The organism is Candidatus Phycosocius bacilliformis (genome assembly GCF_003112735.1).
Taxonomy (GTDB): Bacteria; Pseudomonadota; Alphaproteobacteria; order Caulobacterales; family Aquidulcibacteraceae; genus Aquidulcibacter; species Aquidulcibacter bacilliformis.
Genome location: NZ_BFBR01000005.1, coordinates 188,618 through 201,155, shown reverse-complemented (window position 1 = coordinate 201,155; position 12,538 = coordinate 188,618). Strand labels below are relative to the sequence as shown.

Annotated in this window: 13 protein-coding genes; 10 read left to right on the top strand and 3 right to left on the bottom strand. The window is 59.7% G+C overall.

Annotated features, from left to right (window positions below; all coding sequences use genetic code 11):
* Positions 1–36 precede the first annotated feature (36 nt).
* From PbB2_RS09545 to PbB2_RS09525, 5 genes are all read left to right on the top strand, one after another.
* A complete protein-coding gene (locus PbB2_RS09545; RefSeq protein ID WP_108985088.1) occupies positions 37–858 on the top strand; it encodes a hypothetical protein in 822 nt (273 codons plus the stop codon).
* A gap of 81 nt (positions 859–939) precedes the next feature.
* The gene (locus PbB2_RS09540; protein WP_108985087.1) at positions 940–1,539 is read left to right on the top strand and encodes a DUF1214 domain-containing protein; all 600 of its coding nucleotides are present in this window, start codon (positions 940–942) and stop codon (positions 1,537–1,539) included.
* Positions 1,536–2,102 carry a DUF1254 domain-containing protein gene (locus tag PbB2_RS09535; protein WP_108985086.1) on the top strand — a complete coding sequence of 189 codons (567 nt, stop codon included), beginning with the start codon at positions 1,536–1,538 and terminating at the stop codon, positions 2,100–2,102. The genes PbB2_RS09540 and PbB2_RS09535 overlap by 4 nt, the downstream gene beginning before the upstream one ends.
* Positions 2,068–2,835: a DUF6445 family protein gene (locus tag PbB2_RS09530; protein ID WP_238164952.1), complete on the top strand. Its 768-nt coding sequence runs from the start codon at positions 2,068–2,070 to the stop codon at positions 2,833–2,835. Before PbB2_RS09535 ends, PbB2_RS09530 begins: the two co-directional genes overlap by 35 nt.
* 30 nt (positions 2,836–2,865) lie before the next feature.
* On the top strand, positions 2,866–4,302 hold the full coding sequence (locus PbB2_RS09525; RefSeq protein WP_108985085.1) for a serine hydrolase domain-containing protein: 1,437 nt from the start codon (positions 2,866–2,868) through the stop codon (positions 4,300–4,302).
* A 10-nt stretch (positions 4,303–4,312) separates the two neighbouring features.
* Here the strand turns inward: PbB2_RS09525 and PbB2_RS09520 are convergent, their stop codons facing one another.
* The gene (locus PbB2_RS09520; RefSeq protein ID WP_108985084.1) at positions 4,313–5,056 is read right to left on the bottom strand and encodes a TonB family protein; all 744 of its coding nucleotides are present in this window, start codon (positions 5,054–5,056) and stop codon (positions 4,313–4,315) included.
* Between the two features lie 210 nt (positions 5,057–5,266).
* Between PbB2_RS09520 and PbB2_RS09515 the strand changes: the two genes are divergently transcribed.
* On the top strand, positions 5,267–6,946 hold the full coding sequence (locus PbB2_RS09515; RefSeq protein WP_108985176.1) for a GMC family oxidoreductase: 1,680 nt from the start codon (positions 5,267–5,269) through the stop codon (positions 6,944–6,946).
* 7 nt (positions 6,947–6,953) lie between these two features.
* On the opposite strand, the gene pbpC is transcribed toward PbB2_RS09515, so the two are convergent.
* Both pbpC and PbB2_RS16080 read right to left on the bottom strand, forming a co-directional pair.
* Entirely contained in the window at positions 6,954–8,930 is a 1,977-nt protein-coding gene (gene pbpC / locus PbB2_RS09510; RefSeq protein WP_133245768.1) for a multimodular transpeptidase-transglycosylase PbpC, read from the bottom strand.
* 193 nt (positions 8,931–9,123) lie between these two features.
* Positions 9,124–9,300, bottom strand: a complete 177-nt coding sequence (locus PbB2_RS16080) for a hypothetical protein (RefSeq protein ID WP_192576280.1) — start codon at positions 9,298–9,300, stop codon at positions 9,124–9,126.
* A gap of 101 nt (positions 9,301–9,401) precedes the next feature.
* Here PbB2_RS16080 and PbB2_RS09505 point away from each other — a divergent pair, with 101 nt between their 5' ends.
* The 4 genes from PbB2_RS09505 to PbB2_RS09490 are packed head-to-tail and all read left to right on the top strand — an operon-like array spanning position 9,402 to position 12,515.
* Positions 9,402–10,580: a DNA-packaging protein gene (locus PbB2_RS09505; RefSeq protein ID WP_305790462.1), complete on the top strand. Its 1,179-nt coding sequence runs from the start codon at positions 9,402–9,404 to the stop codon at positions 10,578–10,580.
* Positions 10,577–11,791 carry a phage portal protein gene (locus PbB2_RS09500; RefSeq protein WP_238164950.1) on the top strand — a complete coding sequence of 405 codons (1,215 nt, stop codon included), beginning with the start codon at positions 10,577–10,579 and terminating at the stop codon, positions 11,789–11,791. Before PbB2_RS09505 ends, PbB2_RS09500 begins: the two co-directional genes overlap by 4 nt.
* Positions 11,788–12,051 (top strand): hypothetical protein, encoded by a 264-nt coding sequence (locus PbB2_RS09495; RefSeq protein ID WP_238164949.1) that lies wholly within the window; start codon positions 11,788–11,790, stop codon positions 12,049–12,051. Before PbB2_RS09500 ends, PbB2_RS09495 begins: the two co-directional genes overlap by 4 nt.
* Complete coding sequence (locus tag PbB2_RS09490) at positions 12,048–12,515, top strand: HK97 family phage prohead protease (protein ID WP_108985081.1); 468 nt, start codon at positions 12,048–12,050, stop codon at positions 12,513–12,515. The genes PbB2_RS09495 and PbB2_RS09490 overlap by 4 nt, the downstream gene beginning before the upstream one ends.
* Positions 12,516–12,538: the final 23 nt, after the last annotated feature.

Genomic DNA, 12,538 nt, shown 5'->3' with positions numbered 1-12,538 from the left:
TTTGAGCTTTCTGTGGAGTCAGGTCATCACAAGGCCATGGCGCGCGCACCTTCGCTCTTTAACCCCCGTTTCCTCGTGCAGAATCTGCGCGATGGCTTTGATGCTGCCAAGGCACGCACGGGCCATGAAGGCGTGCTGATTGCTGTGTCCGGCGGGGGGTTGTTGCTGGCCTTCTTTCTGTTGGCCTTGCTGGCACCTGTGGCCATGCGGGCACCGGGCGTGGTGTCCTATGGGCTTGGGGCGGTGATCCTTATCATGGTGCTGGCCTCCACCGGGGCAGGTGCGCTGGCATTGTGGCGCTTGATGGCCGAAGCCGGCAAAGAAGGCGGCAGCGGGGTGATTGGGGGCGCGAGCATATTGTCTGAAGCCGCCGTGCAAGCCGCACTTTCAGACGCAGAAGACGCCGGATTGCGCGCATTGGGGGCCCGCGTGGTCGATGATGCAATCACAGGCCGCGTGCAGGGGCTCGCGCTGGCAGCCGTCCAATCGGCCGGACATGTGTTTTTGGTCATACGTTTGAAACAGGCGGTCAATTTCAGCCTGATATTCGCCCCCAAGGCCTTGCCTTGGCCGCATCCTTTGCCGCCGGATGGCGCATTGACGCCTGTGCCGCCCCCGGGCGGTACTGACGGACTTGCCTGGGCGACGGACCGCGAACAAGGCCTGATCTGGTCTGCCAAATGTGCCCCCGCCATTGCCATGTCCGCTGCTGGCGGCGAGGCCCCCTTCCTCAGCCTGCGCCGCAAAGCTCTGGTCTTGCGCTGGAGCCAGGGCGATGTGGGGACGGCGGCCCTAATCGGGCGCGAACTTGCCTTGGTGCTGGCCCCATCATCCACCCAATCATCAGGCAAGTCGTGATCGTTGCTTCTGCAAACTTTGCTAGGCAAACCCGCAGCTTGGCCTAAGCTAGATCCCAATAACACATAAGGGAGGGGAGCGATGTGGCGTTGGCTGATCTGCGGCCTAGCAGGCATGGCCGTGGGAATAGGCTCTGCTTTCAGCATTTCGGGGGGTTGGCTGTCTGAAGCCAGCATTGTCTCGGGTAAATGGTCCACCGACCCCACTGTGGGGGCAGCAGCGGCCAATCCGTGGGTGCGGGCAACCATTGCCAGAGTTGGCCTTTTGGCGCTGACCAAAGAGGAAACCATCTATTTCAACCGCGAGCTTGATGAGGATGGAGCCCCGCTGGTTGAGACCTGCACCTATGCCCTGTCTGGGCAGGCCTTGCCCACACGCTGGTGGTCCATCACCATTTATGGGGCCGACCAAATGCTGCCGGTCAATACCGACAAAGCAAGCTCGATTGACGCAACCCGCGCTTTGCCCGCCGGGGCTACAAGCTGGACTGGCAGTCTAAGCGCGAACCGCCCTGCCACAGGCCAGTGGCTTTCAAGCAAGGGTGGCGGGCGCTTTTCCCTGACCATCCGGCTCTATAATCCCCAATCGGTCGACAGGGCCTTCCTCGAAGGCCTCAACCTACCCCAAGTGAAGAAGCTTTCCTGTTCTGGCGCGGTGGCCGGAGTTGGGGGGAAGAAATGAGCCAGACAGACGTGACAATTCCCAAAAAAGCCGGCTGGCTGAAACCGCTGGGCTTCGGGCTTGTGCTGGCGGTTCTTGCCCATCTTTTCACCATTGGGCTGATCCCCAGTGTGATCATGAATGTGGCGATGAAACGGATTGGCGAGGCTGCAGGTGGCCTTAATCGCATCAGCCATAATGATATGGTGACCCCGCAAAACCAGCGCATCGTGCGGTCATCGCCAGACTTGGCCTATTCGACCTGCGCGCTTGATTTGTCTAAGGGCCCTGTGCGCATCTTTCTGGGCAAAGGGGCTGACTATATGAGTGCGGCTTTCTATGCGGCCAATACCGACAATGTCTTCACCCTGAATGACCGCAAGATCGGGCCTAAAGGGGCCCATATCATGGTGGTGAGTGCGCGCACCCCGCTGGCGGCTAAGCCCGGCGAAGTTGTGGTGAGCCTGCCCAGCGACAAGGGCCTCCTCTTGGTTCGGCGTCTATCGCCAAGTGCAGAGGCTTTCACACGGGTGCAGGGAGAGCGGGCTAGTGACTATTGCCGGGCCGTGCCGGACCCGATCTGACGGCAGCAAAATGGCAGAGGCAGACCTTGTTGAGACCTTCACCATGGGCAGGCGCATCGCCCGCCTTTATGCGCATGGCCGAGAGCCGGTCCATGTCGTGGTGATTGACGATTATCTGGAAGACCCAGACGCCATGGTCGATATCGCTACACACGGCCCGCCCTTTGCCCCCAATGGCCCGTTTTATCCGGGCATCCGCGCCCCAGTTCCAACACAGGCGTTTCAGACCTTGCTGGGCCCTTTGGCCGATATTCTGCCGCGTTATTTTGGCTATGCTGGGCGGGCAGGGCTGCGGGAGTGCAATTTCTCTCTGGTGACCACCCCGCCTGATCGCTTGGCACCCATTCAGCGACTGCCGCATTTTGACAGTCTCGAATATGGCCGGGTCGCAGCGCTGCTTTATCTGTGCCGGGGCGACCATCAGGGGGGTACGGCATTTTACCGCCAGCGTTCGACCGGGTTTGAAACTGTGGATGCGGGTCGCTTTGATGCTTTCGAGGCCGCGCTTACTGCCGATGTTGCCCGCCATGGCTTACCCGCATCGGGCTATATCGATGAAACCAGCCCGATTTATGAGATGATTGGCCGGCATGATGCCCGCTTCAATCGCATGATTGTTTATTTCAGTGCCAATCTCCATTGTGCTTATATTCCCGACGATTTTGTATTTGATGATCAGCCAGCAAGCGGTCGATTGACTGTGAATGCTTTTTTGGGCCAAGGCCCGGCTTAAGCTGACCGGCTGAGAGAGGAGCCGTCCTGAATGAAGCGCCGTCATCTGGTATCTGTGGTGGCCAGTCTGCCACTGCTGGGCGTGCTGGCAGGGCGTAGCGCCGCAGCCGACCCCGCACCTGAGCTTGTGGGGCGCTGGGGTGGTGTCTTGCAAGCAGGCCCAACCGGCCTGCGCCTCGTGCTTGAAATTCCTGCCTCGGGGCTTCCCGTGCTCTATTCGCTCGATCAGGGCGGGGCACCCATTCCGGCTGGTAGTGGCACTGTGAGTGCCGAGGGCCTTGATGTGAGCTTTCCCGCCGTGCGCGGCAGAATGGTTTTGAAAACTCTTGGCCCAGATGTGCTGGAAGGCAGCTGGACCCAAGGCGGTAGCCTGAAGCTTCGCCTTGAACGCCTCAGCCCAGGGCAGGAGCCAAAGCCCACAGAATCCAAGCCTTTTGCTGACTTGGCTCTGGCTGTCTTGGAGACCCGCGTCACTGCCAAGATGCCAGCCCTGACCGCAGGCTTTATCGCCATGCGCGATGGGCAAAACATGCGCCGAACCGAAACCAAGGGCGTGTGCGTCATGGGGCAGGATCAAGAGGCAAAGGCCGAGATGGCCTGGCACATCGGCTCCATCAGTAAATCGATGACCGCGACCTTGGTCGCTCGTCTGGTTGCGCGCGGTCTATTGGCGTGGGATCTGCCGCTCAAACAGGCCTTTGCGACGCTCGCCCCGGATATGCTGCCTGCCTATCGTGATCGGACATTGTTTGATCTGATGACAGGCCAAACAGGCATGCCGACCAATCTGGGCCCCTTCGACATGCTGGCGCAAGCCGCCGCGGACTCTCCTCATGAAGGCCGTAAATCCTGGGTGGCCAAAGCTTTGGCAATGACACCGGAAAAAGGCTGGGTCTATCCCAATAATGGCTATGTGCTGGCAGGGGCCGTGTGCGAAGCGGTCACGGGCAAGACCTATGAGACTCTAATGGCTGAGGAGGTGTTTGGCCCGCTGAAAATGACCACTGCGGGCTTTGGCCCTCCCGGGCAAGGCAATCCCCAAGGCCATCGCAAGGCGCTGATCGGGGGTAAGCTGATTGGGGTTGGCACCGGTTCTGGTGCTGATAATCCCGCCAGTATGGCCCCCGCTGGGGGTATTCATCTGTCGCTGCCGGATCTGTTGACCTACGGCCTTGCCCACAGCCGCGGGCACGCGGGTGAGATGAGCGATTATCTGCCCACGCAGATGTGGCGCTTTTTGCATACACCGCCTGAGGGTGCCGATTATGCCCTAGGTTGGCTTAAACAACAGGACGGCACCCTATGGCACAATGGGTCCAACACCTATTGGCTGGCCGAACTGGCTTTTGACCCCGGCCTGCCTGCCGCTTGGGCATCGCTCACCAATGTCTTCGCGCAACCGGGCAGCTTGGACCGTGTCATGGCCACCGCGCGCGCAGAGGCCATGACACGATTTGACGGTGATTAGTCCATCTCATTCACTCGGTTAGGGTAAAGCTGATCGTATAGCGGGCGGGATAGGCCACAGCGATCCCATCAATGGTTTGGGGCTGGAAGGTCCAAGCCTCAACCGCCCGGCGCGCAGCCTCTGCAAAGCCATAGCCGCGTGGACTTTCGCCGATGACCACAAGATTACTGACCTTGCCCTGGCTGGTTACGGTAAAGCTCAAAGTCACTTCACCATTCATCTCTCGGTCCAAGGCTTTGCGCGGAAAGATTGGATTGGCGCCGGCAATGCGGACCGGATTGATGATTAGGCGCTGGACAGGCACGGGGTCGGGCTCCACCGGCAAGGTCTCCGGCACCGGGTCTAGACCCTGTGCGACCGGGCCTGCCACAACCGGGCCTTCGGCAACCGGACCCAAGCTCAGTGGTTCAGAGGAAGCTATTTCAATCGGGGCTGTGCTGGGTCGCTCGGATAAGGTGGATGGGGCGTCCGTCACAGGCCGTACATCCTCACGCTTTGTCTGAGGGCGAACCTCCGGCGGCGGCGGTGGCGGTAGGACTTCAGGTTTGACCCGGGGTTCCATAGGAATTGCAGGCGGTTCCGGGATCTGGAACTTCGCCATTTGGGGTGCATAGCTCAGGGCCAGATAACCCAAGCCCAACCAAAGAAGGCCTGAGCCGGCCAAAGTCGCGGACCGCATGAAGGCCTTGTGGGTCATCACAGTGCCGGTTTCAGCTGTGGGCGTTGAGAAGAGAGGCGAGGAAGAGTGGGTCATGGGACAACTCCTGCAAGGGGCAGCTGACTGCGGGAAGACAATCAGTGTTATAACAAGTAACCCAGATTTCCCTTACGTCAATTACAAACTTTCCCTAACGTCATGTTGACGGCAGTGTCATTTTTTGCAGTCGGGGCGGCAAACCTGCTTTTCTTTGTTCGAGCATGGGATAAGCTCTTCTCAAATCACGACAAAACTGAGGGAACGCCAATGAGCCAAGCCACCACGACTGCCACGCTAAGCGGGGCCGAGACCGATATTGGTACGTATGATTATATCATTGTCGGGGCAGGCAGTGCCGGATGTGTTCTTGCCAATCGATTGACCGCTGACCCTTCGATCCGGGTCCTGCTTTTGGAAGCCGGTGGTAAAGATACGTCGCCCCTCATCCACATCCCGGTGGGCTATGCCGAGACCTTGAAAGATCCCAAGGTCAATTGGCTCTATCAGACTGAAGCCGATCCCGGCACCAATGGCCGCCAGCACGTGTGGCCACGCGGCAAAGTGTTAGGCGGTTCCAGCTCGATTAATGGCCTTCTCTATATTCGCGGCCAGAGGCGCGATTACGATATTTGGCGGCAATTGGGCTGTGAGGGTTGGGGCTGGGATGATTGCGCGCCCTATTTCCTCAAATCCCAGAATCAGGAACGGGCTGGGCTGGACGGCCATGCCACGGGTGGGCCGCTCAATGTATCCGATGTTACCCAGAAGCACCCGGTGTCGGATGCAGTTATTCAGGCTGGTGTCGAGATTGGCATTCCCCGCAATGATGATCCCAATGGCGAAAACCAAGAGGGGATTGGCTATTATCAGCTGACGGTAAAGAACGGCATGCGTTGTTCGGCGGCTGTGGCCTATCTCCACCCGATCAAGCAGCGGCCGAACCTGACCATCCGGACCCATGCGCTCGCCCATCATGTGATTTTCACCGGCAAGCGCGCGATCGGCGTCCAGTTTTCGGTTGATGGCGATCTCTTGGTCGCCAAGGCCAGCCATGAAGTCATTTTGTCGGGTGGGGCGATCAATTCCCCGCAATTGCTCCAGCTTTCCGGCATTGGTCCGGCAGACCTCCTGCGCCGGCATGGCATCGCGGTGAAAGTCGACCTGCCCGGTGTGGGGCAGAATTTGCGCGATCATTATGTCGTCGGGATGCGCTATCGCCTGAAACCGGGGGTCAAGTCTGTCAATGAGATGACCAAAGGCCTGACCTTTGTGGGGGAAGTGCTGAAATTTCTGTTCCAACGCAAAGGCTTGCTCACCCTGTCTGCCGCTCACATTGCAGCCTTCGTCAAGACAAGGCCAGAGCTTGAGACCCCGGATGTGCAATATCACATCCTGCCCGCCACGATGGACCAGAAGAAATTATTCGACGAGCAGAAAATGGTGCTGGAAGACCGGCCCGGTCTGACAATCGCGCCTTGCCAATTGCGCCCGGAAAGTACCGGCCGCATCGAAATCAAATCGGCAGATCCCAGCCAACATGCAGGCATTTGGCCAAATTATCTGGCCGATAGTCTAGACCAGCAGACGATTGTTGAAGGCCTCAAGATCGGTCGCCGCATGGCTCAAGCCCCGGCTCTGGCGGGCCTGATCGAGGCGGAAATGGAGCCTGGTTCAGCTGTTGTCAGTGATGAGGCGTTACTGGCCTATGCCCGCGAAACCGGCTCAACCATTTATCATCCCGTCGGCACCGCCAAAATGGGCCGGGACGCCATGGCTGTGGTTGACCCAAGTCTGAAAGTCATCGGTGTCGATGGATTGCGGGTGGTTGATGCCTCGATCATGCCGCGCTTAATCTCGGGCAATACCAATGCGCCCACCATCATGATTGCCGAAAAGGCCTCTGATATGATCTTGGCCGCGCGCGGTCAGTCGAGCCAAGCGGCCTGAGAGGGGATCACGGCGTGGCGGTGGTCGGGAGCGGCTGCGGGCTTGGTAACTTGCGGACAGCGGGCAGAGCGGCGACATCCTGCCCACCCGCGGCTGCGAACATATCTGCCAGGCTTTCATAAAAGGCTGCCAAGGCCCCGGGGCTTGGCCGCTTCAGATCTTCCAAGGTGGGCAAGGGCGACAAAGGCTTGCCCTCATGGGCTGCGGCCATGAAGTCCTCCCAGATGAGAGCGGGCAAGGTGCCTCCTGTTACGCCCCGCATCGGGGTTGAGCCGTCATTGCCGACCCAGACGCCACAAATGATGTCAGCAGTATAGCCGACAAACCACGCATCGCGATAATTCTGGCTGGTTCCGGTCTTGCCTGCAGCCTCCCGCCCGCCGGGCAATTTTGCCCGCTTACCGGTGCCAAAGGCGACCACATCGGCCAGCATGGCTGTCATTTGGCGCGCGCGCAGCGGCTCATAGACTTGTACGGGGGCTTTCTTGTCGCGCTGATAGGCGACAGTGCCGCGCGTGGTATCAATGCGCTCAATCAGATAGGGGTCAACGCGCACCCCATCATTAGCCAAGGTTGCATAGGCGCGGGTCATATCAAGCAAGGTGACTTCGCCTGCCCCGAGAGCAATGGACAGATTGCGCGGCAATTCGCTGTCGATCCCCAGTCTTTGGGCCAGTAGCAACAGCCGGTCGATTCCCACTTCAGCAGCCAATTGAACAGCCACAGTATTGACCGACCGGGTCAAGGCGGTCGACAGCGTCATAGCACCTGCATAGCCGCCACCGAAATTGCGCGGTCGCCATGTGCCGATTGTTATCGGGCGGTCCACGCGGATGGTATCGGGTGACATGCCTTTTTCCAGAGCAGCGGCATAGACGAATGGCTTAAAGCTGGAGCCGGGTTGGCGCTTGGCCATGGTGGCACGATTATATTTGCTTTCGCCATAGTCTCGGCCACCCACGATGGCCAGAATACGGCCTTGGCGGTCCATGGCAACAAGCGCAGCCTGGGTCACCCCGCTGCCGCGTCCAGCGCCAATTAATTCTTGAACAGCCGCCACAGCCGCCGCCTGCATCTTCTGATCGACGGTGAGCCGCAAGACCCGATCAGGCGCGATGGGTCTGCCGATACTGTCAACCTCTTTTTGGGCCATGTCGATGGCATAGCCCAACTGTCCCTCGGCAAGATCGGGGGCAATTGTCAAGACGACGGGTTCCCCAGACGCCAAAGATGCCTGGGCTTGGGTAATAAAGCCGGCTTCGACCATGCGGTTCAATACAACAGCCCGGCGCTCAACCGCTGGCGCTGCGGTCAAGTCGATTGCAAGACGTCCGGGGGCCTTTGGCAGGCCTGCAAGCATGGCGGCCTCTGCCAAGGTGAGTTTGGTGGGATGTTTTGAGAAAAAATGCCAAGCCGCCGCATCCAGCCCATAGGCATTTTGGCCAAAATAGATGCGGTTGAGATAGATTTCGAGGATTTCCTTCTTGCTCAAACGGCTGTCGATCTGCCAGGCCAGCACCATTTCCTGCAGCTTGCGTTTGAATGTCTGTTCCGGGCTCAGATAGACATTTTTGACCAATTGCTGCGTGATGGTTGAGGCTCCTTGGACCGTGTGTCCGGCGGTCAGATTTTCCACCACCGCCCGACCAATCGACCACAGGTCGACCCCGCCATGCTCGAAAAAGCGCGCATCCTCCACCGCCAGAAAGGCCTGCAGCACATGGGCCGGCAAGGCATCAACACTCACTTTACGGCCATAGCGGGGCCCGCGCATGGCAATGGTTTCGCCATTGGCATCAACCATTTCCAAACTGGGTTTGCGATTGGCTGTCCAAATTTCTTCATTGGATGTGATTTTAGGCAGGTCTGAAAAGAAGTGTCGCCAAATGGCATAGGAGGTCAGCCCCGTCAGCGTGACGACACTGAGGGCCAAAATGATGATCAGCCGCATGTGATAGGCTTGCAGCTTGGCGCGACGATCCATCAAGTCCGCGCGAAAGACGCCGTGATTCACCTCAAAACCCACCTTCAAACATCTTCAGACAACGAGGCTGATCCGGGGCAGGGGTCAAGCTTTATCCCTGCGTCCGTGGCCATATTCAGGCCGGTAAACCGCAGAAAATCGGGCCGTTGCACTGAATTTGCACCTTGGGTTGGGTTCAGACTGACCTGATCTGTCAGACCGGGGCGGCCCCGCCTTCATGCTCAATGACATCACCCATCCCCGTCTCTTGAGGCGGACAGGAGAAAGTCATGTTGCGTGTCCGTGCCCCAGCCCGATTTGTCGCCCCAGTCTGCACTGCCCAATCCAGCAACCGACAATCTGCGTCGGTGGCGGTATCAGCGCTTAGCATTGTGCGCCTTCAGCCTTCAGCATGGCTTTCTAACCCAGCTCAGCACCGACGATCTTCTGCGGCTCAGTCATCATTGGCCATTCTGGGCGAGGCCCAACCAATTGCCCCCTCTTGGCAGGTGGCGCAGCTGGTTGGTCCTGGGCGGAAGGGGCTCGGGAAAGACTCGCACCGCAGCAGAATGGGTGCGTGAACAGATGGAAAGCGCAGCCTGCTCACGTATGGCCCTGATCGGGCCGACCTTCGCAGACGTCCGCGACGTCATGGTCGAGGGGCAATCCGGCCTCCTGGCGATTGCCAGGCCGGAAGAGCGTCCCAGCTTCGAGGTTTCCCGCCGTCGCCTTGTCTGGCCGGGTGGGGGCACGGCATTGTTGTTTTCCGCTGAAGATCCCGACAGCCTGCGCGGCCCGCAGTTTGACGGTGCGTGGGGCGATGAAATGGCCGCTTGGGCCAGGCCTGAGGCGGTTTTCGCAACGCTGCGGCCTGCCCTGCGTCTCGGGCGTGATCCGCGCATGGTCTTATCTACCACCCCGCGCCCCATTGCAGCTCTCAAGCAGCTTCTGGCCGACCCCACCTGCGCGGTCACGCGGGCTCCCACACAGACCAATCGGCATTTCTTGGCCGATGGCTTTGTCGAAGATCTCGCCCATCGTTGGGCAGGATCTGTTTGGGCGCGGCAGGAATTAGACGGTGAATTGGTCGATGATCCGGAGGGGGCTTTGTGGACGCGCGATCAAGTGGCCAGCGCCCGCAACGCCCCACATGTGGTGGCCGCAGACCGGGTGGTGGTGGCCGTTGATCCTCCTGCCAGCATGGGAGCGGGGGCCGATACCTGCGGCATTATCGTCGCCTGTGCCAGTGGGCACGGCCACCAGCGGCGCGCCACCGTCTTGGCCGACCTGTCGTGCCAAGGCCTTGCTCCTGCCGATTGGGCTGCGTGTGTGGCCAAAGCCTATCAGCACTTTGCAGCCAATCTGATTGTGGCTGAGGCCAATCAGGGCGGGGAAATGGTCCGCGCCGTTTTAAGGCTGGCCGCCCCTGCTGCTCCAATAAGGCTGGTCCACGCCAGTCGCGGCAAGCGGACGCGGGCCGAGCCTGTGGCCCTGCTCTATTCGCAAGGTCGGGTCAGCCATCAGTCCTGTTTCCGCGACCTTGAGGATCAGATGTGTCGCTTCGGTGCCGCCGGTTTTCAAGGCTCGCCTGACCGGGTCGATGCGCTGGTCTGGGCGTTGAGCGACCTCATTCTCGACCAGGGGCCTCGTCCATCGGCCCGCAGCTTATGAACGGATATTCACTCATGGCCGCATTTGCGCTCTTTCGTCGCCAACAGCGACAGCCCACCCCTCCCGCTGAAGCCAAGGCATCTACGCCGCTTTTGGCTTACACAAGTCCAGGTCGGCCTGCGTGGACACCGCGCGACTATGCTGCGTTGTCGCGAGAAGGGTTTCAGCGCAATGCTGTGGCCTATCGCTGTGTCCGGCTGGTGGCAGAAGCAGCGGCCTCAGTGCGCTTGCGCTTTCTTGGAGGCGACGGCCAGGCCCATCCGTTTCAATCCTTGTTTCAGCGGCCTAATCCCGAACAATCGGGACCGGAACTATTGGAGGCATTTTACGGCCATCTCCAGATTGCCGGCAATGGCTGGCTTGAGCTGATCGCGCTGGAGGGCGAACCCCGCGAAGTCTGTGCCCTCCGCCCGGATCGGGTGCGTATCATTCCTGGCGCAAGTGGGTGGCCTGCAGGCTGGGAATATGAGGCCAATGGTCTGAAACGGCGGCTGTGGCGCGATCCGGCAACAGGGCGGGCACCGATTTGCCACCTCAAGCTCTTCAATCCGGCGGATGATCTCTATGGCCAGTCGCCATTAGAGGCCGCCGCCATTGCCGTGGACATTCACAATGCGGGTGGGGCTTGGAACAAGGCGTTGATTGACAATGCTGCCAGGCCATCCGGCGCACTGGTTTATCGCGGTCTGCCCGGCGCCGAGCGGTTGAGCGAAGAACAGTTTGAACGATTAAAAACCGAATTGAGCCAAGCCCATACAGGTGCGGCTAATGCGGGAAGACCCTTGCTATTGGAAGGCGGGCTTGAATGGACCGCCATGAGTTTGACCCCCGCAGAAATGGACTTCGTCGAGGCGCGCCGCGCCGCGGCACGTGACATCGCTTTAGCCTTCGGTGTGCCGCCCATGCTGTTGGGCATACCCGGTGATGCGACCTATGCCAATTACAAAGAGGCCAATAGCGCCTTCTGGCGGCAGACCATCATACCCTTGGTGACCAAAGCGGCCGCGGCTCTTGAGACTTGGCTCAATCCTTGGACTGAGCAGGTTCTCCGCGTTCAGCCAGACTTTGATCAGATCCCAGCTTTAGCAATCGAACGCGAAGCGGTGTGGGCGCGACTGGAGGCAACAAGCTTCCTTACCCAGGACGAGAAGCGGGCTCTGGCGGGTCTGCCCGCGAAGGCCAAGCCTGCGCTTGGGGAGGCCGATCAATGAGCGAACAAACGACAACCACAACCGGTCGTCTGGCGAGCGACTTTCGCCTGACATTAGCCATCCTCATCACCTTGGTCCTCCAAGCTGTCGCTGCCCTGTTATGGGTGGGCGCGGCGGCCCAGCGCCTTGATAATCTGGAAGCCGAGATCAAGCTGCAACAACCCATTTTGGAGCGCATGGCCCGCATTGAGGCCCAGGTTGCCGCGATACGCTCCAGCCTCGACCGGATCGAAAACCACATTGATCAGGAGGGGCCATGACCAGCTCTTTGATGATTGCGGGCTATGCCAGCCTGTTTGGCCAGGTCGACCTTGCCGGTGACGTTGTTCGGCATGGGGCCTTTGCCGGTTCGCTCCAACGCCTGCCAGCTGCGGCCATAAGGATGCTTTACCAACACGACCCTGATCAGCCGATTGGTCATTGGATTGAAGCGTTTGAGGACGATGTGGGCCTGTGGATGCGCGGCCAGATCAGGGTTGAACGCCCACAAATCCAGACGGTTGCAAACCTGGTGCAGTCAGGATTGGCCGATGGCCTGTCGATTGGATTTCGCACGTTGGCCTTTGAACCGCGCCCTTCCGGCGGACGGATCCTGACGTCTATCGACCTGCGCGAAGTGTCGATCGTGACCTTTCCCATGCTGCCGCGCGCCCGCTTTCGGGTCAGCAGCCCGACACGCACAGGCCCACCCGCAAGGCGGGTGGAACTGGCCTCCCCCCTCTAACCCCGCCATTCCGGCGACTTAAC

Bases quoted from the DNA above. Each gene is read 5' to 3' on its own strand.
- PbB2_RS16080 (WP_192576280.1), bottom strand. From the start codon at position 9,300: ATGCTAAGCGCTGATACCGCCACCGACGCAGATTGTCGGTTGCTGGAT.
- PbB2_RS09520 (WP_108985084.1), bottom strand. From the start codon at position 5,056: ATGACCCACTCTTCCTCGCCTCTCTTCTCAACGCCCACAGCTGAAACC.
- PbB2_RS09500 (WP_238164950.1), top strand. From the start codon at position 10,577: ATGAACGGATATTCACTCATGGCCGCATTTGCGCTCTTTCGTCGCCAA.
- PbB2_RS09495 (WP_238164949.1), top strand. From the start codon at position 11,788: ATGAGCGAACAAACGACAACCACAACCGGTCGTCTGGCGAGCGACTTT.
- PbB2_RS09535 (WP_108985086.1), top strand. From the start codon at position 1,536: ATGAGCCAGACAGACGTGACAATTCCCAAAAAAGCCGGCTGGCTGAAA.
- PbB2_RS09515 (WP_108985176.1), top strand. From the start codon at position 5,267: ATGAGCCAAGCCACCACGACTGCCACGCTAAGCGGGGCCGAGACCGAT.
- pbpC (WP_133245768.1), bottom strand. From the start codon at position 8,930: ATGGATCGTCGCGCCAAGCTGCAAGCCTATCACATGCGGCTGATCATC.
- PbB2_RS09545 (WP_108985088.1), top strand. From the start codon at position 37: ATGGCGCGCGCACCTTCGCTCTTTAACCCCCGTTTCCTCGTGCAGAAT.
- PbB2_RS09525 (WP_108985085.1), top strand. From the start codon at position 2,866: ATGAAGCGCCGTCATCTGGTATCTGTGGTGGCCAGTCTGCCACTGCTG.
- PbB2_RS09490 (WP_108985081.1), top strand. From the start codon at position 12,048: ATGACCAGCTCTTTGATGATTGCGGGCTATGCCAGCCTGTTTGGCCAG.
- PbB2_RS09540 (WP_108985087.1), top strand. From the start codon at position 940: ATGTGGCGTTGGCTGATCTGCGGCCTAGCAGGCATGGCCGTGGGAATA.